Origin of the sequence: Aestuariivirga sp. (assembly GCF_047600585.1) — a bacterium.
Classification (GTDB): domain Bacteria; phylum Pseudomonadota; class Alphaproteobacteria; order Rhizobiales; family Aestuariivirgaceae; genus Aestuariivirga.
The window spans coordinates 3,757,427-3,774,709 of record NZ_JASGKP010000001.1 but is presented as its reverse complement, the minus strand read 5'-3'; the positions used below and the strand labels follow the sequence as shown (position 1 = coordinate 3,774,709).

Here is a 17,283-nt window from a genome sequence, read left to right as displayed (position 1 = left end):
CATGTGCGGGTGCGGTGACGCACCGGCGACGAAAAGAGCCTCAGAAAACCTTGGCCTTCTTCTTTTTCTCGGGCTTCTTCTTGTCCGCCTTCGGGGCGCTCTCTTCGGTTGCATCGCCACGCTTCACCGGCATCATCACCGCCAGCTGTGCCGGGTCGACGCCCTCGAGGTCCTTCGCCTGCTTGCCGTAGCTCTTGAAGCGCTTCAGCACGCTCGCCATCTGCCCATCGTCCAGCAGCACCGGCTTTCCGGCGAGAAGCGCCGCCCAGTACTGGTGGCAGTTGGTCTCGATCTCGCCCGCCAGCCACAGCGCCTTTTCAAGATTGGGCCCGAAGCAGAATCTGGCCGTGATTGGCGAGCAGGCAGGCGTTCCGCCCCTCCATCGCCTTCAGCATCACCACGGAGAGTTCGGGCGTGCCGAACTCGGCATATTCCGAACAGCGGAGGCTGGGCCCGCCAGTGACGCCGATCATGTAGTGGAAGGCGGGCACGTCCTTGCGCAGACAGGCGAGCGTGGTGGCATAGGTCGAGTGCGTGTGCACGATGGCCTTGGCTTCCGGCCGGTGCTTGTAGATGTCGAGATGCATGCGCCACTCGGTCGAGGGCAGGAAGTCGCCGCGGTAACCGCCGTCGAGGTCCATCTCCACCACGTGATGGGGCTTCATCTTCTTGTAGGGAATGCCGGAGGAGGTGATGAGGAAGCCCTCCTCCGTGCGGACGCTGACATTGCCTGAGGTGCCCTGGTTGATGCCCTCGGCATTCATGGCGAGGCAGGTCTCGATCACCTCCCGGCGCAGGTCCTTGTACTTGAGCTTGCTCATCGACATCTCCCGATCACTGCGGCATTGCTAACCGTGTGGCTGCCGTTGCGTCCAGAGCCACTGTCTGCATAAGTTGCGCGCATGAGCAAGAACCAACAAGAAGAAACGCCGCGCGGCATCGCCGTGGTCGATGTGGGCTACACCAATTCCAAGGTCATTCTTTATGATTCCGCGCTCAAGGTGGTGAGCGAACGGAAGCGCGTCAGCCCGCACCATCAGGGCAGGCACTATCGCGAAATCGATACGGGCCCCATCATCGCCTTCGCCGCCCAGGCGCTGCGCGAACTTGATGCCATCCTGCCCGTCGACAGGATCGTGACCTCGGCCCATGGCGCCTGCATCGTCAGCCTCGATGCCGCCGGAAAGCCCGCAGTGCCGGTGATGGACTACATGTCGGAGCCGCCGCGCGACATCGAAGCCGCGTACCACGCGCAGATGCCGGGCTTCGAGGAAAGCTACTCGCCGCCGCTTCCCATGGCGCTCCTCCACGGCATGCAGCTTTACTGGCAGCAGACCGTGTTGCCGGACGACTTTGCCCGCGCCACCACCATCCTGCCCCTCATGCAATATGTGGGCTTTGCGCTCGGCGGCCGCGCCGTCACCGAAGTCTCCTCCATGTCGTGCCAGTCCCACCTCGTCGACATGCGGACGGGTGGTCCCTCCAGCCTTGCCCGCAAACTCGGGTGGGACACACGCTATGCGCCCCTCGCCAAGGCGTGGGAGGTCATCGGCAGGCTGTCATCCGATCTTCGCGGCACGGACTTCCGCGGGCGGGGCGAGATCCTCGCGGGCGTGCATGATTCAAACGCCAACCTGCTCCGCTATCTCGCAGGCGGGCGCGAACACTTCACGCTGCTGTCGACCGGCACATGGATCATCGGCTTCGACACCGATGCCGACATCACGAAACTCAACCCCGCGCGCGACATCGTCGCCAACAAGAATGTCTTCGGCAAGACGATCGCCAGCTGCCGCTTCTTCGGCGGCAAGGAATTCGAACTCGTGTCCGAGGGCGCAAGCGCCGCGCCATCGCTCGACCTCGCCCGCGAGATGGTGGCGGCAGGCGTGATGGCGCTTCCCTCCTTCAGTGATACGGGCGGCCCCATGCCGGGCACAGGATTGAAGGGCCGCATCACCGGCCCCTTCACCGAGACGCCCGAGGCCCGCACCACCATCGCCTCGCTCTATTGCGCCCTGATGGTGGCGGAATCCCTCGATGCCATTGCCTCTGCCCACGACGTGATCGTCGATGGCCCGTTCTCGCAGAACGAGGTTTTTCTCTCGCTCCTTGCCGCCCTCCGGCCTGGCCAACGTGTGTTGGCCTCGGAGGAGCGTGACGGCACCGCCGCCGGCGCCGCCTGCCTCGCCCTCATGCCTGACGGCGCGCTTCCCCACATCGACATCTCCATGCGCACGCCCCGGCCCGCCGACATTCCCGGCTTCGCGGCCTATCAGAAGCGCTGGCGGGAGATGAGTTGACCCCGCCCTTCTCCAGGACCGGGCCTGACCCCGCCATCCCGTGGGACGACTCTTAACACCTTCGCAATCTCCTGGGCGCACACTCGTGGTCTTGAGTGCGTGAGTAAGGAGGTGCGTTGTGGCCTTCGATAGCGTTTGCGGCGTGGAAATCGTCTGCTGCCCGCCCCTGGCGGCCGGAGGCCTTGCGGTTGCCATCCGGGCCCGCGGCAATGTGCCGGTGAGGGTCGGCGCCTCCTGCATGTTCGAACTCACCCCCGGCGACATCCTGGAAAGCTGGCAATCCGCCTGCAGTCTCAAGTCCGAAGTGGCGGGTGCCATGGTGGCCGAGCTCGCCCACCGCCTCTGCGGCGAACTCGATGAATGCGAGGGCGAGGAAATCCATCTCGCCAGCGAAGCCGCCGCCTGTCTCTTCCTGGCCATCCGCCACCGCAACCTGCCGCTCGAGGATACGCTCCGCGGCTGCCGCATCACCTTCGACGACCGCCGCCGCGCCGAGGTTGTGGAATACCTCACCGCCTGACGACTGGTCTGGACCGGGCGGCTTTCCCCGTGGTCTAGTCCCGCGATCATGGCTTCATCAGACGACACGCCGATGTCCGGCGCAGACTACGGCCGCACCCTCAAGGGCGTGGGCTTCAACATCATCGTGAACGACGTTTCGAAGGCGGTGCACTTCGTGACCGAAGTGCTTGGCGCCACGGTGTTTTTCCGCACCGATGTGTTCGCCGCCATGCGCCTGCATGGCTCCGACTTCATGTTCCACGTGCCGGCGAGCTATCGCGGCAACGAGCTCCATTCCACCCTCGTCAGCGATGCGCCGCGCGGTGTCGGCATCGAGCTGCGCTGCTACCACGTCGATCCGGACGAGGCGGAGGCGAAGGCGCGGGCCCACGGCTATACGGTTCTCGCAGGTTCGCTCGACAAGCCCCACGGCTTGCGCGAATGCATGCTTCTCGACGATGATGGCTACGTGTGGATCCCCTCACGCCATCTGCCGAAAGAAACGAAAGCCTGAATGCCAATTCTTGATCTGCCCAACGGTTACTACGAGCTGCCGCCGGGAAAGCTCGCCAATGTGGTGACCTGTCTTGAAATGAAGGCGAAACCGCACCGGGCCCTGCAGCCCTTCCCGGCGGAGCTGCGTCTGAAGCGCTTCGCCGCCGGAGACCTCGAGGGTCATCGCGCCCTCTTCCGCGCCGTGGGCAGCGACCTGATGTGGTTCTCGCGCCTCATCATGAAGGATCAGGACCTCGCCGCCATCCTCGCCAATCCGGCAATCGAATCCTTTGCCCTCATGCAGGGCAGCGACACGCTGGGCATGCTCGAGCTCAATTTCTCAGACCTGCCCAACTGCGAACTGGCCTTTTACGGGCTTGTGCCGGAGGCGATCGGTCAGGGCTTCGGCCGCGTGCTGATGGATGAGGCGATCCGCCGCGCCTGGGCGAAACCGATCGAGCGGTTCTGGGTGCACACCTGCACCTTCGATTCACCGCTCGCCCTTCCCTTCTACATCCGCTCGGGCTTCACGCCCTACTTGCGCATGGTGGAAGTGCACGACGACCCGCGCCTCCTCGGCAAGCTTGCCATGGATGCGAGCCCGCAGGTGCCGGTTCTGGGGTGAAATCTCTCAGCCACCCGTATCGTCACCACTAGCGAAGGCGGGGGCCCAGCTTCCTTGTTCGCGCGCAACCCTTGCTTCGAGGCATTGCTGCGCAATGCACCTCAGCATGAGGGAGACTTAATCCCTCACCCTGAGGTGCCGCGAAGCGGCCTCGAAGGGTGCGATCCCGTGTACGCGCTTACGGTGTGTTGCCGCGGCCGATGGCCTTCATCCAGTTGCCGCCGGACGACGGCTGCTGGCCGCCATGGCTCGCCGCATGAGACTTCCCGTGGGACTTTCCGTGCGCCGGCTTGCCGCCCTTGAAGGGGCGTTGCTGCGGCCGCGCACTCTTGCCGCCCTCACCTTGCGAACGCTCACCATGCGGGCGGTCACCACGCGGACGATCACCATGGGGGCGGTCACCATGCGGGCGATCCTTGCGCGGACGCTCATGATGCGGACGCTCCACCGGACCTGCCTCGCGGCGCGGCTGCTCGGCCATTGCGGGAGCCGCGTCACGCTTGGCGAACTGCGACTGGTCGATGGGCTGGGTCGGCATCCACTCGCGCTTGCCTTGACCATTGTGCGGCTTGCGCGGGCCACCACGATGGTCGCCGCGGCGTTCGCCGCGCTGTTCTCCACGCTGTTCGCCACCCTGGCCACGATGCGGCTTCTTGGCGGACTTCGGCATGTGACGGCCGCCGCCCGACTTCCGCGGCGTGTCGCCCATGGGCGACCAGCCGTGGCCGGGGGCAAGTTCGGTGATGCCCTGAATGCCGAGTTCGTGCTGCATCAGCGGCACGGGCTGGCGGATGGTGCGCTCGATGTCGCGCAGCAGGCCGCGCTCTTCCGGGGTGCAGAAAGCGATGGCTTCACCGGCAGCGCCGGCACGCGCGGTGCGGCCGATACGGTGGACATAGGATTCCGGCACGAAGGGCAGGTCATAGTTGAAGACGTGGGACACGCCGTCGACATCGATGCCGCGGGCGGCGATGTCGGTGGCAACCAGTGCAACGACCTTGCCGTTCTTGAAGCCGGCGAGCGCGCGCTCGCGGTTGTTCTGGCTCTTGTTGCCGTGGATGGCGGCGGATTCGATGCCGTCCTTGCTCAGGGCCTTCACCACCTTGTCGGCACCATGCTTGGTGCGGGTGAAGACGAGGGCGCGGGTGATCTGCGGGTTGCTGAGCAGCGCCGAGAGCAGTTTCACCTTGTTGCCGGGCTCGACGTGAATGACCGACTGCGTCACGCGTTCGGCGGTCGTTGCAACGGGCGTGATCTCGACGCGGGCCGGATCGGAAAGGAGATTGGCGGCAAGACCTGCGATCTCCTTCGGCATGGTGGCCGAGAAGAACAGGTTCTGGCGCTTCTTCGGCAGCATGCCGGTGATCTTGCGGATGGCATGGATGAAGCCCAGGTCGAGCATCTGGTCCACTTCATCGAGCACGAAGATCTCGACCTTCGAGAGGGTCAGCGCCTTGCGTTCGATCAGGTCGACGAGGCGGCCGGGAGTGGCCACCATGATGTCGACGCCGTTCCGCGCCGCATCGATCTGGCGCCCGATGCCGACGCCGCCGAAGACGACGGTGCGCGAGAGCTTGAGGTTCTTGCCGTAGACCTTGAAGCTCTCGAGGATCTGCGAGGACAGCTCGCGGGTGGGCGCGAGAATCAGGGCACGGCAGGTGCCGCGCTCGGGCTTGCGGTTTTCACGCGAGAGGATTTCGAGGATCGGAAGGGCGAAGGCGGCGGTCTTGCCGGTGCCGGTCTGGGCGATGCCGAGAAGGTCGCGGCCGGCGAGGAGATGGGGAATGGATTGCGCCTGGATCGGCGTCGGCGTCTCATAGCCCTCCGCCTTTACCGCCTTGAGAATGGGCGCGGAGAGATTGAGCGAGTCAAAAGTTGTCAAAGCAATGGTCTTTCAAAGTCCGGAAGCAAGAGGGGACTGAGCGCGCCGCTGCATCCGGGCACGGGCACGCTCGTGACAGTCCCACGTGAAAGGAGTGTTGGTGAAAATCCTGCAGGGCCGAACGGCAGCTTTGAAAAGCGCCTCACGTCATTCTGATAATGGCCGCAATGAAGCAGGTGGGCAGCATATGGATGTTGCGGCGCAAAAAGTCAAATGAATACTTCGGGATCACCCTCATCCGCCCTTCGGGCACCTTCTCCCGCAGGCGGGAGAAGGCAACGTCCTTTAAGGGGTTCAGGGAGACTTAACCAAACTTCGTGATCAGTCCCGTAAGCTGCGCCATGTCGTCAAACACCGCCGTGGCGCCCAGTTCCACGAGCTTGAGGGCATGCTCGCTCCGGTGCACCTGCGACCCGGTGAAGCCGAAGGTGACGCAGCCCGCCGCAACCGCCGCTGCAACGCCGGTGACGCTGTCCTCGACCACGGCGCATTGGCCGGGGGCGAAACCGGCCCGCTCCGCCGCCAGCAGATAGATGTCGGGGGCGGGCTTGCCGTTCTTCACATCCTCGAAGGTGGTCATGCGCTCGCCGAAGTGCTGCTTGATGCCCACGATCGAAAGGGCCTCCATGGCCCGGGCGCGGGGACCATTGGTGCCGATGCTCTTCGGCAGGGTGATGGCGGCAAGCGCCTCGCGCACCCCGGCGATGGGCTTGAGCTCTTTCCGGTAGACCTCCAGCATCAGCACGTCTTTCCGCGCCTCGAGATCGGTGGGGAGTGGCTGTCCGGTCTGGGCCTCCACCTCGCTCACCATGGCGGCGAAGGTCTTGCCCACGAAGCGCTGGTGCATCTCGCCTTCCGAGATGTGGACACCGTTCTCGGCGAGCAGCCGGCGGTCGATCTCCATGGAGATTTCCTCGCTGTCGATCAGAACCCCGTCGCAGTCGAAAATGATATGCCTGATGGTCATCGGCCGAGATGCCTGAGCGCCTTGATGACCTCGACGTAGACCTCGCGCTTGAACGGCACCACCAGCTCCAGCACCTCGTCCATGGTCGCCCATTTCCACAGGTCGAACTCCTGCTTGTGGCCCGGCGGCTTGAGGTTGATCTCGCTGTCCTCGCCCAGGAAGCGGCAGGCGAACCACTTCTGCTTCTGGCCGCGGTACTTGCCGTTCCAGCTCTTGCCGATCAGGTTCTCCGGCAGGTCATAGGTAAACCAGCCCGGCGCTTCGGCAATCACTTCGGCCGAGGTGACGCTGGTTTCCTCGGCCAGTTCGCGGAGCGCCGTTGCGGCGGGGTCCTCGCCGTCGTCGATGCCGCCCTGGGGCATCTGCCACCATTTGCCCACGCCGTCGTCGTTCTGCTTCTCGAAGCGGCGGCCGATCCATACCAGCCCGTCCTTGTTGATCAGCATCACGCCCACGCAGGGGCGATAGGCCGTGATCTCCGGGGCCTTGTTCTTCGCCATGGTCGTTCAGGTCCGTCTTTAAAGGTCTATCCCAGACGGCCCTGGAAACTGGCCGTCACCGGCACCAGGATGATGCCGCGGTCATTGGCCTCTTTGGCCCAGTCCTTGAGCGTGTCAATGGTGATCTCGAGGCCGGAGCCCGTACCCACGGCGATGCCGTTGGCCTTTGCCTCTTCTTCCAGCATGTTCAAGGCGTTGCTGATCGCCTGCGGCGAGGGGTCGGCGTCGATCACGGTCTTGGCCCGCTGGACCTGCAGGTTGGCCGCCTTGGCGGCCCCTTCGGTGGCGGAGAGGGCAAGCGAGCCATCCTCGAGGAAGAGGAGGCCGCGGGACTTGAGTTCCGCGAACATGGGCTTCAGCGCCTTGGGCATGGAGAGGAAGCGCCCGCCCATGTAGTTGACCACCCCGGCATAGCCGGCAAAGCGGCTCATCAGCCAGCGCATGGAATCGATGTTCTCGGCGTCGCTGGCATCCCCCAGCAGGGTCTTGGGCCCGGGGTTGCTGGCGGGATAGCCGATGGGTTCGAGCGGGATCTGCAGGAAGATCTCATGCCCCCCGGCGCGGGCCGCATTCACCTGCTCCTGCAGGTCGGCGCCGTAGGGTGCGAAGGCGAGCGTCACCTCGCCCGGCAGTTCCCGGATCGCCCGCTGCGTCAGCTTCTTGTTGAGGCCAAGACCACCCAGCAGAATGGCGATCTTCGGCTGGTCGGAGTGGATGTCGTTGAGCGAGGCGGTGCGGGCATAGACCTTGGAGGGCTTGTCGCCCGTCTTCGAGATGCGGGGCAATTGCCCCCAGGTCGAGACCTCGGTCACGGCATCGATGGGGGCGGGCGCCAGCGAGCGCCGCGGCTGCACGATGATGGTGTCGTCGCTCTTCACGAACTGCTGTTCGGAGGCATCCTCCGAGGGGGGCGGCTGGGCCTGGGCGGCCGGGTCATTGGGGTCGATGTCGGGGACGGCGGCGTCCGCCACCTCCTCATTCCCCGCCGCAGGGGCGGGATCGGTGGAGGCGGTCTTGATCTCTTCGGCGGCCGGAATGGTGAGGCTCACCACCGGCTCGCCGGCGAAGGGCATGGGCTGGCGGATGGCCCAGCCGCCCCCTGCCAGGAAGACCCCGGCGGTCAGGACATAGGCGGTGGCAAGCAGGCTCGGCCGCTTCGCCCACAGGCGTTGGCTCAGGCTCTTCTTGCGCAAGGGCTGCTTCAGTTCGTCGCGAAACATGGGATAGGCCGTCAGGACTCGATTCGTGAAAGCCCACTTTGCCGTCCCAACCGTTAACGCGTTGTTAACCACGCCGGGATCGGTCCAAGCGCAACTGAGACGTGGCCTGAAGAGTGGGTCACAACCCCAAGGAATCGCCCGATTTAGATCGATCCAAGGATCGGCTTGAAAGAGCTGAAAAAGAAGGCCGGGTTGCCCCGGCCCTCCTGGAATTTCGCGCGGACGCCGAACCGGCGCGGGCGTCAGTTCGCCTGCTTGGTCTTGTCGTCGTCCTTCTTCTCCGGCGGCTTGACGTTGGTCACGACCTTCACGCCATGGAGGAAGTCGATGGCCGCCTTGAGCTGCACGTCCTTGGTCTTGTCGTCGGGTACATAGACCGACGAGCCGCCGCCCTCATCGCCACCCTCAGTATTGGAGAGGTGGCCGCGCAGGCCCGCTTCGCCTTCCGACGAGACGTTCTTGCCCTGCAGTTCCGGCGGCAGCGGTTCCTCGATCACGATATCCGCGTCGATGCCCTTGGCCTGGATGGAGCGGCCCGAGGGCGTATAGTAGCGCTGGGTCGTCAGGCGGATGGCGCCCTCATTGCCGAGCGGGATGATGGTCTGCACCGAGCCCTTGCCGAAGGACCGCGTGCCGATCAGCGTGGCACGGTGGTGGTCCTGCAGGGCGCCGGCGACGATTTCAGACGCCGAGGCCGAGCCACCGTTGATCAGCACGACGAGCGGCTTGCCGTTGGTGAGGTCACCCTTCTGGGCGGAGTGGCGTTCGATTTCCTCGGGGTTGCGGCCGCGGGTCGAGACGATCTCGCCGCGCTCCAGGAATGCATCCGACACCGAGACCGCCTGGAGCAGCAGGCCGCCCGGGTTGTTGCGGAGGTCGAGGATGTAGCCCTTGGACTTGCCGTCGGTCTTCTTCTCGATGTCCTCGATCGCCTTCTTGAGGCCGACGTCCGACTGCTCGGTGAAGGAGCTCATGCGGATCAGGCCCACGTCATTGTCCTCGAGCGACCACTTGACCGATTCCATCTTGATGATGTCGCGGGTGATGGTGACGTCGAAGGGGTCCTGCTTGCCGCGCAGGATGGTGAGGGTGACGGGCGTGCCGACAGCACCGCGCATCTTGTCCACTGCTTCATTGAGGGTGAGGCCCTGCACGTCCTTCTTGTCGATGCCGACGATCAGGTCGTTGGCGAGGATGCCCGCCTTGGAGGCGGGCGTGCCGTCATAGGGCGACATCACCTTGACCACGCCGTTTTCCATGGTGACCTCGATGCCGAGACCGCCGAATTCGCCCTTGGTTTTGACGTTCATGTCCTCGAAGGACTGGGCGTCCATGTAGCTGGAGTGCGGATCGAGCGACATCAGCATGCCGTTGATCGCCGCCTCGATCATCTTCTTCTCGTCGGGCTCTTCCACATAGTCGGAGCGGACGCGGTCATAGACGTCGCCGAACAGGTTGAGCAGTTTGTAGGTCTCGGCATTGGAGGCCGCGTCGGCCGCATTGAAGGCCTGCATCAGCACGATGCCGGACACGGCACCTGCAAGCACCAAACCAAAAGTCTTCATTCGTGACGCCTTCATCTCATCGCCTCTTTGCCGCCGGTGCGCCACCATGGGGATGGGTCAACCGGCTCGTTTCGCTTGCGGAACTCCACATATAGCACGGGAGAAGCCGCCTGTGTTAAATCTGCTGCCAATGCCATGTGCGCAGGTTTGTCGCCCATGAAGCCCACGGGCTCTCCTGCGCGGACAGTCTGGCCCTGGGCAGCTGTAATCTCGTGCATCCCGGCCAATAGCACAAGATACCCGTCACCGGGATTTATGATCACAACTTGGTCATAACTGTGGAAGGTGCCGGCAAAGGCAATCGTTCCATCGGCCGGGCTGAGGACCTGGGCCTTGGGCTGGGCGGCGAGGAAAATGCCCGCCGTCTTGCCATCGAGCCCGTTGTCGGCCCCGAACCCCTTCCAGAGCTTGCCTTCGACCGGATAATCCAGTTGTCCCAAGGCCTTGGCAAAGATCACGGGCGGTTTCGCCGCGCGCGCCGCATCAGCCTCCGCCTGGACCCGTGCCGCCTCTTCCCGGGCGAGGCGTTCGGCCTCTGCCTTGGCCCGGGCGTCGGCCTCTGCCTGCTGGCGGCGAGCCTCGTCGGCCTTTTCCCGCTCCACGACTGCGACAAGGTCCTGCAGGGTGCGGGCCTCGGCGGCGAGCGAATCGGACTTGGCCTTCTCGGTGGAGAGGGCTGCGGCGATCTCCTCGGCCGCCTTCTGGCGGTCGCTCACCACCATGGCCATCTCGCCCCGGGTACGCTCAAGGGCTGATAGCGCGTCGGCGCTCCGCTGCTTTTCCGCCTGGAGGGCCTGCTTGATCGTCTCCACGTCGGCGAGCGCCTGCTTCAATTCTTCCATGTCATGGCGGAGGTCAGGAATGACCGCCCCGAACATCATGGCGCCGCGCAGCGCCGTCAGCACATCCCCCGGCGAGACCACGAGGGCGGGCGGCGGGTTCTGTTCCAGCCGTTGCAGCCCGGCCAGGAGCTTCGACAGCGAATCCCGCTTCTGGGCGAGCGCCAGAAGTGCCTTGGCATTGTCGGCCTGCAGCTTGTCGAGGCGGGCATCGGTCTTGGCCAGCGCCTCCTCCTGGGTGCGGGCCTTGGCGGCGAGTTCGACGAGCTTGGCGGACGCCTCCTCCTGGGCCCGGATCGCCTCCACCATGCGGCGCACGAGGGCGGCCTGGGCCTCCTTGGCGGCGGCCAGCTGGGCTTCGAGGGCGGCCAGATCCTGCGCCGGGTCACCCTCGGCCTGCGCCGCCATGCTCCCAAGCGAAAGCCCTGCGGCAAGCGCAGCGGCAAGCATGAGGTGGCGCGGCAGGGTGAGCATCAGGAGCGGGTCGGCGGCAGCCTCTTGAACAGTGAACGGGCGAAAGCCCGAGGCAGGGCTCAGGCGCGATGATAGGGATGATTAACCAGAATGGTGACCGCCCGGTAAATTTGCTCGAGAAGCATCACCCGGACCATCCGGTGGGGCCAGGTCATCGGCCCGAAACTGATTGTTTTCAATGCTTTGGAACGGGTTTCGGAAATGTGTCCGTCGGGCCCGCCGATCATCAGGGTGAGCTGCCGGGCACCCCGGCCCGCCTCGGCGGCCAGCAATTTGGCGAATGCCTCGCTGGCGAGCGCCTCGCCCCGCTCGTCCAGCACCAGCACCGGCGCGCCCTCCGGCACAACCGACCAGAGATGCTTCGCCTCTTCCTGCTGCCGCAGCTTCACGTCGCGGGCGCGGGATTCCGCCCAGTCATGGATGGCAAGGCCGGTGAAGCCTGCCTTGCGGCCAAGCCCGAGGATGCGCTGCTCATACTCCGCCGCGAGATCCTTCTCCGGTCCCGATTTCAAGTGCCCGATGGCGGCGATTGCGATCTTCACGGCCGGTCTCAGACCGGCGCGTGCTCGGACCAGAGCTTTTCGAGATTGTAGAAGCTGCGCACTTCCGGACGGAAGACATGGACCATCACGTCACCCGCATCGACCAGCACCCAGTCGCACTGGGGCATGCCCTCGACGCGCAGGTTCTTCTTGCCCATCTGCTCCAGCCGCTCGACCACCTGGTCGGCGATGGCGCTGACGTGGCGGTTGGAGCGGCCCGAGGCCACCACCATCACGTCGGCAACGGACGACTTCTTCGAGACGTCGATCGTCACCACCTGCTCGGCCTTGCTGTCATCGAGCTGCTTCAGCACTTCCATGACGAGCGGCGGCCACTGCGGCGCGGGCGCCGCCACTGTGGCGGCAACCGCCTGCTTCGGTGCGGCCTTGACGGCGGCCGGTTTCTTCGCGACGGCCTTCTTCGCTGGAGCCTTCTTGGCAGGCGTCTTGGCGACGGCCTTTGCGGCGGGTTTCTTCGGTGCCGCCTTCACGCTCTTCTTCGCGGCAGGCTTGGCCGATGTCTTTTTGGCAGCAGTTTTGACAACGGCCTTCTTCGCAACCGCGGCCTTTGCTTTTGCCTTTGTCTTGGAGGGGGCCTTCACCACTGTCTTTGCCTTGGGCTTTGCCTTGGGCCTTGCCGTCTTTTTGGCGGCAGGCTTGGCAGACTTGGTGACTTTCTTCGCGGCAGGCTTGGCGGATTTTTTCGCCTTGGCTGCGCTCTTCTTCGCTGGCTTTTTCAGAGTGGTGATCCCTTTGTGATGGCGGTCAATCTAGACCCGCGCGCAGGCGCGTTCAAGAACGCTTGCGGCGGTTGCGGATGGCCGTCGAACTCTCATTTCGCAACGGCATGGTGACAAAACAGAAGGCGGGCGGCGGGCGGAGCGGCAGCGAGGCCGCCAGATGCTGCGGCACCCGGCAACTGGCATAGCGCGTGGCGGCCGGGCTCTGCAGGGCGCGGATGGAATAGCCGGGCCGGGCCAGCACGGCCACGGGCACACTCTCCATGATATCGGTCCAGTGATGCCAGCGGTGCAGGTTGGCGAGGCTGTCGGCCCCCATGATCCAGACGAAGTGACCGCGCTTGAATGCGCCCTTCAGCGCCTCCAGCGTCTGCGCGGTGTAGCGGGTGTGGATCTGCTCCTCGAGATCGGTGACGATGAAGCGGGGATGGCGCGCGATGCGGCGCGTGTAGGCGAGCCGCTTGCCGTAGTCGTCCGTCTCCTTCGGATCCTTGAGCGGGTTCTGCGGCGAGACCAGCCACCACACCCAGTCGAGCTGCAGGCGATGCAGCGCATAGAGCGCCACCATGTAGTGGCCGCGGTGCGCCGGGTTGAACGAGCCTCCGAAGAGGCCGATCCGCTGGCCGTCACCGAAGGGTGGCAGCTTCATCACTGCGGCCGGATCTGGCCATGCCCGCGCACCTGGTACTTGAAGGTGGTGAGCTGTTCCACGCCAACGGGCCCGCGCGCATGCAGTTTGCCCGTGGCGATGCCGATTTCCGCACCGAAGCCGAATTCGCCGCCATCGGCGAATTGCGTCGAGGCATTGTGAAGCACGATCGCGGAATCGACCGTGCGGAGGAATTTCTCCGCCGTGGCGGCATTGCCGGTGACGATCGAGTCGGTGTGCTGTGAGCCGTACTTTGCGATGTGGGCCATGGCCTCGTCCACGCCGTCGACGACGCGCACCGAGACGATGGCGTCGAGATATTCGGTGGACCAGTCCTCTTCGCTTGCGGGCTTCACACCCGCCGCGGCGGCCTGCGTCGCGGCGTCGCCGCGCACCTCGCAACCGGCATTCATCAGGGCACGGATGATCGGTGTCAGTGCCGTTCCGGCAATCGCCTTGTCGACGAGAATGGTTTCGGCGGATCCGCACACGCCAGTGCGCCGCATCTTGGCATTGAGCACGATCTTCTCCGCCATGGCGGGATCGGCATCGCGGTCGACAAAAACGTGGCAGATGCCTTCGAGATGGCTGAAGACGGGGACACGCGCATCGGCCTGCACGCGGGCCACGAGGTTTTTGCCGCCACGCGGCACGATGAGGTCGACGGTCCCGCCAAGCCCTGCAAGCATCTCGCCCACCGCAGCGCGGTCCGCCGTCGGCACCATCTGGATGGCGGCGGAATCGATCCCCGCTTCCGCGAGGCCTTCGGCGAGGCAGGCCACGATGGCGCGCGAGCTTTCGACGCTGTCGGAGCCGCCGCGCAGGATGGCGGCATTGCCCGACTTGAGGCAGAGCCCGCCCGCATCTGCGGTGACGTTGGGGCGGCTTTCATAGATGATGCCGATGACGCCGATGGGTACCGAGACCCGCGAAATCTCGAGACCGTTGGGCCTCGTCCAGCGTGACAGCACGCGGCCCACGGGATCGGGCAGCGCGGCAATCTCCTCAAGCCCCTTGGCAATGCCCTCGAGACGGTCGGGCGTCAGGCGCAGGCGGTCAACGAGCGACGGCTTCAACTGCTTTTCCGCTGCCACGGCCAGATCCCTGGCATTGGCCGAGATGATGGCATTGGCACTGCGGCGGATGGCAGAGGCCATGGCGGCGAGCGCCCGGTTCTTCTGCTCGGTCGAGGCGAGCGCCAGGGCGGCGGCAGCGCGCCGCGCCCGTTCGCCCAGCGCCTTCATCTCACTGTCCATCGGCAGTCCCCGTCATCATCACGAGATCATCCCTGTGGATCAATTCGTCCCGTCCTGCAAGACCGAGTTCCTTCTCGATCTCGGAGGACTTGCGCCCCTTGATGCGCTGCGCGTCCGCGCTGTCATAGGCGACGAGGCCGCGGGCAATCTCCTGCCCGTCGGCGCCGACCACGCTCACCGTGTCACCACGAGAGAACGAGCCGCTGATTGCCTTGACGCCGGCAGGCAGCAGGCTCTTGCCGCGGATGAGGGCCGCACGCGCACCGTCGTCGATGGTGAGGCGGCCTGTCGGCTGCAGCGTGCCCGCGATCCAGCGCTTGCGCGATTGCAGCGGTGTCGCTTCCGCCAGGAACCAGGTGACGCGCTCGCCGGCACGGATGCGGCGCAAGGGATGTTCCACGTGGCCCGAGGCGATGACCATGTTGCAACCGGCACCGAGCGCGATCTTCGCCGCATCGATCTTGGTGATCATGCCGCCCGAGCCCACGCCCGAAACAGGCTTTCCCGCCATCGCCTCGATCTCGGGCGTAATGGCGCGCACTTCCGGAATGAACTCTGCCCCCTTGCGGTTGGGCGGGGCCGAATAGAGGCCGTCGATGTCGGAGAGAAGCACGAGGCAATCCGCCGACATCATGGAGGCGACGCGGGCGGCAAGGCGGTCATTGTCGCCGTAGCGGATTTCGGTCGTCGCCACCGTATCGTTCTCGTTGATCACCGGCACGGCACCTTGGGCAAGGAGCGTGCCCAGCGTGGCGCGGCCGTTCAGATAGCGGCGGCGCTCTTCCGTGTCGTGCAGCGTCACCAGCACCTGTGCGGCGACGATGTTGCGGGTGCGGAGCGCCTCGGCCCAGGCCTGCGCCAGCGCGATCTGCCCCACGGCAGCTGCGGCCTGCTTCTGCGGCAGTTCGAGCTTGCCCTTGGGGAGGCCCAGCGTGCGGCGCCCGAGCGCAATCGCGCCCGAGGAAACGAGAATGACTTCGGCCCCGCTCACCCGCAGGTCGGCGATGTCGTCGACCAGCGACGACAGCCATGAGGCTTTCAGGGTTCCGGATTTTTCATCGACGAGAAGGGCCGAGCCAACCTTGACGACAATCCGGCGGGCTTTCTCCAGCCGGGTCTTCATGGCCGCCACTCACCCGTTGATACCTTTTCCGGGTCCGGGGTTGCGGCAATCTGCTTGGCCTTGGCGATCACCGTCATCAGCGCCCGCATGGCCTCGTCGATGCCGCGCTGGCCGGCGGCAGAAATGGCGAGCGGCGTCTTCTTCGTCTTGGTCTTGAAGGCCTTGAGCTTCTTCTCCAGCGTCTTCGCATCGATGGCGTCGGTCTTGTTGAAGACGATGACCTCGGGCTTCTTCGCCAGTTCCTTGCTGTAGGACTTCAGTTCCTCGCGCACCGTATTGTAGTCGGCGGCGGGATCTTCCGAGGTGACGTCGATCAGGTGGAGAAGGACGATGCAGCGCTCGATGTGGCCGAGGAAGCGGGTGCCGAGGCCTGCGCCTTCGCTCGCCCCTTCGATCAGCCCGGGAATGTCGGCGAGCACGAAACTGTTGCCGTCGCTGCGGACGACGCCGAGCTGCGGGTGGAGCGTGGTGAAGGGATAATCCGCGATCTTGGGGCGGGCCGCCGAAACGACAGAAAGGAGCGTCGACTTACCGGCATTGGGAAGGCCGATGATGCCGGCGTCGGCAATGAGCTTGAGGCGGAGCCAGACCCAGCGCTCCTCCCCCGGCAGGCCGGGATTGGCGTGGCGGGGCGAGCGGTTGGTGGACGACTTGAAGTGGTGGTTGCCGAAGCCGCCATTGCCGCCCTTGGCGATCATGGCCCGCTGGCCGGGTTCCGTCAGGTCGGCGAGCAGGATCTCGCGCTCCTCGTCATAGACCTGGGTGCCGACGGGTACCTTGAGGACGATATCCTCGGACGAGGCGCCCGCCCGTAGGCGGCCCATGCCGTGGCCCGCCGTGCGGACCTTGAAATGCTGCTGGTAGCGGTAGTCGATGAGGGTGTTGAGGTCGCGCGCGGCCTCCACCCAGACATCGCCGCCATGGCCGCCATCGCCGCCGTCGGGACCGCCCATCTCGATGAACTTCTCGCGGCGGAACGAGACGGAACCGGCGCCACCGTCGCCCGCCTTCACATAGATCTTGGCTTCATCGAGAAATTTCATGAGCGGGCTCATAGCGCATCGCATGCGCAGTTGGAATCAATCCGGCGAGAAAAGATGGCGGATCATTAAGGAGAGCAGGAACGCGCGCCAGACGGCGGTCCTGACCCCGGGGCGGCCCCGCGACACATTTGCCCGGGGGAATCGTACCCCCCAAAAGCCAAGGGCTCCTTGGTCCAGGGACTGTCCGGAAGGGGACTCGCGCCCGGAATGGCTCCTGCCAGGCGTTGAAAAGGCAGGTTTTTAACCGGATTAACGCTCTGTTTACCAAGATGTTGCATCGCAGCAACAATGTGAAACGAAGGTAGTTCCGGGGGTTAGGTCCTTATTGTCGTCACATTTGGACAATGTAAACACTCCCATTCACCACAGCGTCGGCCTGACACGTCGTCATCTTACAGAAGGATGATGCTCTGTTAGTCCGGCATAAGCCTGAAGGGGGCCTAATACATGAATAAGTACTTCAAGTCTGCTGTTGTCGCGTCTGCGCTTTTCTTGCCTGTACTTGCAATGACTGCGTCGGCAGCGTGCCTGAAAGGAAAAGCCTGCGCTAAGGAAAAGTTAA

At 64.8% G+C, this 17,283-nt stretch carries 19 protein-coding genes; 5 read left to right on the top strand and 14 right to left on the bottom strand.

Annotated features, from left to right (window positions below):
* Positions 1-40 precede the first annotated feature (40 nt).
* A complete protein-coding gene (locus QM801_RS18590; RefSeq protein WP_415020697.1) occupies positions 41-241 on the bottom strand; it encodes a hypothetical protein in 201 nt (66 codons plus the stop codon).
* A gap of 76 nt (positions 242-317) precedes the next feature.
* The gene (locus QM801_RS18585; RefSeq protein ID WP_415020696.1) at positions 318-821 is read right to left on the bottom strand and encodes a class II aldolase/adducin family protein; all 504 of its coding nucleotides are present in this window, start codon (positions 819-821) and stop codon (positions 318-320) included.
* A gap of 81 nt (positions 822-902) precedes the next feature.
* On the opposite strand from QM801_RS18585, the gene QM801_RS18580 reads away from it, so the two are divergent.
* From QM801_RS18580 to QM801_RS18565, 4 genes are all read left to right on the top strand, one after another.
* Complete coding sequence (locus QM801_RS18580; protein WP_415020695.1) at positions 903-2,300, top strand: FGGY-family carbohydrate kinase; 1,398 nt, start codon at positions 903-905, stop codon at positions 2,298-2,300.
* Between the two features lie 118 nt (positions 2,301-2,418).
* A complete protein-coding gene (locus QM801_RS18575) occupies positions 2,419-2,820 on the top strand; it encodes a hypothetical protein (protein ID WP_415020694.1) in 402 nt (133 codons plus the stop codon).
* A gap of 48 nt (positions 2,821-2,868) precedes the next feature.
* Entirely contained in the window at positions 2,869-3,315 is a 447-nt protein-coding gene (locus tag QM801_RS18570; RefSeq protein ID WP_415020693.1) for a VOC family protein, read from the top strand.
* Positions 3,316-3,921 (top strand): GNAT family N-acetyltransferase, encoded by a 606-nt coding sequence (locus QM801_RS18565; protein WP_415020692.1) that lies wholly within the window; start codon positions 3,316-3,318, stop codon positions 3,919-3,921.
* 178 nt (positions 3,922-4,099) lie between these two features.
* On the opposite strand, the gene QM801_RS18560 is transcribed toward QM801_RS18565, so the two are convergent.
* The 8 genes from QM801_RS18560 to rsfS form a co-directional block, all read right to left on the bottom strand.
* Positions 4,100-5,803 (bottom strand): DEAD/DEAH box helicase, encoded by a 1,704-nt coding sequence (locus QM801_RS18560; protein WP_415020691.1) that lies wholly within the window; start codon positions 5,801-5,803, stop codon positions 4,100-4,102.
* Positions 5,804-6,107: 304 nt separating this feature from the next.
* Positions 6,108-6,770 carry an HAD family hydrolase gene (locus QM801_RS18555; RefSeq protein WP_415020690.1) on the bottom strand — a complete coding sequence of 221 codons (663 nt, stop codon included), beginning with the start codon at positions 6,768-6,770 and terminating at the stop codon, positions 6,108-6,110.
* Positions 6,767-7,270, bottom strand: coding sequence for an RNA pyrophosphohydrolase (locus tag QM801_RS18550; RefSeq protein ID WP_415020689.1), 504 nt, complete (start codon positions 7,268-7,270; stop codon positions 6,767-6,769). The genes QM801_RS18555 and QM801_RS18550 overlap by 4 nt, the downstream gene beginning before the upstream one ends.
* A gap of 26 nt (positions 7,271-7,296) precedes the next feature.
* Entirely contained in the window at positions 7,297-8,490 is a 1,194-nt protein-coding gene (locus QM801_RS18545; RefSeq protein WP_415020688.1) for a divergent polysaccharide deacetylase family protein, read from the bottom strand.
* Between the two features lie 242 nt (positions 8,491-8,732).
* Positions 8,733-10,055 (bottom strand): S41 family peptidase, encoded by a 1,323-nt coding sequence (locus tag QM801_RS18540; RefSeq protein WP_415020687.1) that lies wholly within the window; start codon positions 10,053-10,055, stop codon positions 8,733-8,735.
* 11 nt (positions 10,056-10,066) lie between these two features.
* Positions 10,067-11,368: a murein hydrolase activator EnvC family protein gene (locus QM801_RS18535; protein ID WP_415020686.1), complete on the bottom strand. Its 1,302-nt coding sequence runs from the start codon at positions 11,366-11,368 to the stop codon at positions 10,067-10,069.
* Between the two features lie 59 nt (positions 11,369-11,427).
* On the bottom strand, positions 11,428-11,910 hold the full coding sequence (rlmH, locus tag QM801_RS18530) for a 23S rRNA (pseudouridine(1915)-N(3))-methyltransferase RlmH (RefSeq protein ID WP_415020685.1): 483 nt from the start codon (positions 11,908-11,910) through the stop codon (positions 11,428-11,430).
* 8 nt (positions 11,911-11,918) lie between these two features.
* A complete protein-coding gene (rsfS, locus tag QM801_RS18525) occupies positions 11,919-12,401 on the bottom strand; it encodes a ribosome silencing factor (RefSeq protein ID WP_415020684.1) in 483 nt (160 codons plus the stop codon).
* Here rsfS and QM801_RS18520 point away from each other — a divergent pair.
* Positions 12,358-12,669 carry a hypothetical protein gene (locus tag QM801_RS18520; RefSeq protein WP_415020683.1) on the top strand — a complete coding sequence of 104 codons (312 nt, stop codon included), beginning with the start codon at positions 12,358-12,360 and terminating at the stop codon, positions 12,667-12,669. The genes rsfS and QM801_RS18520 overlap by 44 nt on opposite strands.
* Positions 12,670-12,702: 33 nt before the next feature.
* Here the strand turns inward: QM801_RS18520 and QM801_RS18515 are convergent, their stop codons facing one another.
* From QM801_RS18515 to obgE, 4 genes are read right to left on the bottom strand one after another with little or no spacing between them, the layout of a single operon-like run.
* Positions 12,703-13,299: a nicotinate-nucleotide adenylyltransferase gene (locus QM801_RS18515; RefSeq protein WP_415020682.1), complete on the bottom strand. Its 597-nt coding sequence runs from the start codon at positions 13,297-13,299 to the stop codon at positions 12,703-12,705.
* Positions 13,299-14,555, bottom strand: a complete 1,257-nt coding sequence (locus QM801_RS18510; protein WP_415020681.1) for a glutamate-5-semialdehyde dehydrogenase — start codon at positions 14,553-14,555, stop codon at positions 13,299-13,301. The genes QM801_RS18515 and QM801_RS18510 overlap by 1 nt, the downstream gene beginning before the upstream one ends.
* Positions 14,545-15,687 (bottom strand): glutamate 5-kinase, encoded by a 1,143-nt coding sequence (gene proB / locus QM801_RS18505; protein WP_415020680.1) that lies wholly within the window; start codon positions 15,685-15,687, stop codon positions 14,545-14,547. The genes QM801_RS18510 and proB overlap by 11 nt, the downstream gene beginning before the upstream one ends.
* Positions 15,675-16,721, bottom strand: coding sequence for a GTPase ObgE (gene obgE / locus QM801_RS18500; RefSeq protein ID WP_415020679.1), 1,047 nt, complete (start codon positions 16,719-16,721; stop codon positions 15,675-15,677). The genes proB and obgE overlap by 13 nt, the downstream gene beginning before the upstream one ends.
* Positions 16,722-17,283: the final 562 nt, after the last annotated feature.

Coding starts and splice junctions, on each gene's coding strand:
- QM801_RS18570 (WP_415020693.1), top strand. CDS start 2,869: ATGGCTTCATCAGACGACACGCCGATGTCCGGCGCAGACTACGGCCGC.
- QM801_RS18550 (WP_415020689.1), bottom strand. CDS start 7,270: ATGGCGAAGAACAAGGCCCCGGAGATCACGGCCTATCGCCCCTGCGTG.
- obgE (WP_415020679.1), bottom strand. CDS start 16,721: ATGAAATTTCTCGATGAAGCCAAGATCTATGTGAAGGCGGGCGACGGT.
- QM801_RS18555 (WP_415020690.1), bottom strand. CDS start 6,770: ATGACCATCAGGCATATCATTTTCGACTGCGACGGGGTTCTGATCGAC.
- QM801_RS18585 (WP_415020696.1), bottom strand. CDS start 821: ATGAGCAAGCTCAAGTACAAGGACCTGCGCCGGGAGGTGATCGAGACC.
- QM801_RS18540 (WP_415020687.1), bottom strand. CDS start 10,055: ATGAAGACTTTTGGTTTGGTGCTTGCAGGTGCCGTGTCCGGCATCGTG.
- QM801_RS18515 (WP_415020682.1), bottom strand. CDS start 13,299: ATGAAGCTGCCACCCTTCGGTGACGGCCAGCGGATCGGCCTCTTCGGA.
- QM801_RS18545 (WP_415020688.1), bottom strand. CDS start 8,490: ATGTTTCGCGACGAACTGAAGCAGCCCTTGCGCAAGAAGAGCCTGAGC.
- QM801_RS18565 (WP_415020692.1), top strand. CDS start 3,316: ATGCCAATTCTTGATCTGCCCAACGGTTACTACGAGCTGCCGCCGGGA.
- QM801_RS18535 (WP_415020686.1), bottom strand. CDS start 11,368: ATGCTCACCCTGCCGCGCCACCTCATGCTTGCCGCTGCGCTTGCCGCA.
- QM801_RS18510 (WP_415020681.1), bottom strand. CDS start 14,555: ATGGACAGTGAGATGAAGGCGCTGGGCGAACGGGCGCGGCGCGCTGCC.
- QM801_RS18580 (WP_415020695.1), top strand. CDS start 903: ATGAGCAAGAACCAACAAGAAGAAACGCCGCGCGGCATCGCCGTGGTC.